This is a genomic window from Streptomyces tanashiensis (assembly GCF_014648895.1).
Taxonomy (GTDB): domain Bacteria; phylum Actinomycetota; class Actinomycetes; order Streptomycetales; family Streptomycetaceae; genus Streptomyces; species Streptomyces tanashiensis.
Window position 1 is genome coordinate 1 of sequence record NZ_BMRZ01000048.1, and the last position, 1312, is coordinate 1312.

The window sequence follows — 1312 nt, forward strand, 5'->3', positions numbered from 1 at the left end:
CCGGTCAGCTCCACCCATTACTGGGCTTCCACATCCGGCCTATCAACCCAGTCGTCTACTGGGAGCCTTACCCTCTCAAGGAGGTGGGAATACTCATCTCGAAGCAGGCTTCCCGCTTAGATGCTTTCAGCGGTTATCCCTCCCGAACGTAGCCAACCAGCCATGCCCTTGGCAGGACAACTGGCACACCAGAGGTTCGTCCGTCCCGGTCCTCTCGTACTAGGGACAGCCCTTCTCAATATTCCTACGCGCACAGCGGATAGGGACCGAACTGTCTCACGACGTTCTAAACCCAGCTCGCGTACCGCTTTAATGGGCGAACAGCCCAACCCTTGGGACCGACTCCAGCCCCAGGATGCGACGAGCCGACATCGAGGTGCCAAACCATCCCGTCGATATGGACTCTTGGGGAAGATCAGCCTGTTATCCCCGGGGTACCTTTTATCCGTTGAGCGACGGCGCTTCCACAAGCCACCGCCGGATCACTAGTCCCGACTTTCGTCCCTGCTCGACCCGTCGGTCTCACAGTCAAGCTCCCTTGTGCACTTACACTCAACACCTGATTGCCAACCAGGCTGAGGGAACCTTTGGGCGCCTCCGTTACCCTTTGGGAGGCAACCGCCCCAGTTAAACTACCCATCAGACACTGTCCCTGATCCGGATCACGGACCGAGGTTAGACATCCAGCACGACCAGAGTGGTATTTCAACGGCGACTCCACCATGACTGGCGTCACGGCTTCAAAGTCTCCCACCTATCCTACACAAGCCGAACCGAACACCAATATCAAACTGTAGTAAAGGTCCCGGGGTCTTTCCGTCCTGCTGCGCGAAACGAGCATCTTTACTCGTAGTGCAATTTCACCGGGCCTATGGTTGAGACAGTCGAGAAGTCGTTACGCCATTCGTGCAGGTCGGAACTTACCCGACAAGGAATTTCGCTACCTTAGGATGGTTATAGTTACCACCGCCGTTTACTGGCGCTTAAGTTCTCAGCTTCGCCCTGTCGAAACAGAGCTAACCGGTCCCCTTAACGTTCCAGCACCGGGCAGGCGTCAGTCCGTATACATCGCCTTACGGCTTCGCACGGACCTGTGTTTTTAGTAAACAGTCGCTTCTCGCTGGTCTCTGCGGCCACCCCCAGCTCAGGAAGTAAATTCCATCACCAGGCGTGGCCCCCCTTCTCCCGAAGTTACGGGGGCATTTTGCCGAGTTCCTTAACCATAGTTCACCCGAACGCCTCGGTATTCTCTACCTGACCACCTGAGTCGGTTTAGGGTACGGGCCGCCATGAAACTCGCTAGAGGCTTTTC

The 1312-nt window shown here is 56.3% G+C and carries 1 rRNA gene; it reads right to left on the bottom strand.

Features of this window, described 5'->3' with window-relative positions:
- Positions 1-1312: ribosomal RNA gene (locus tag IE237_RS40355) — 23S ribosomal RNA — on the bottom strand; the annotation flags it as partial.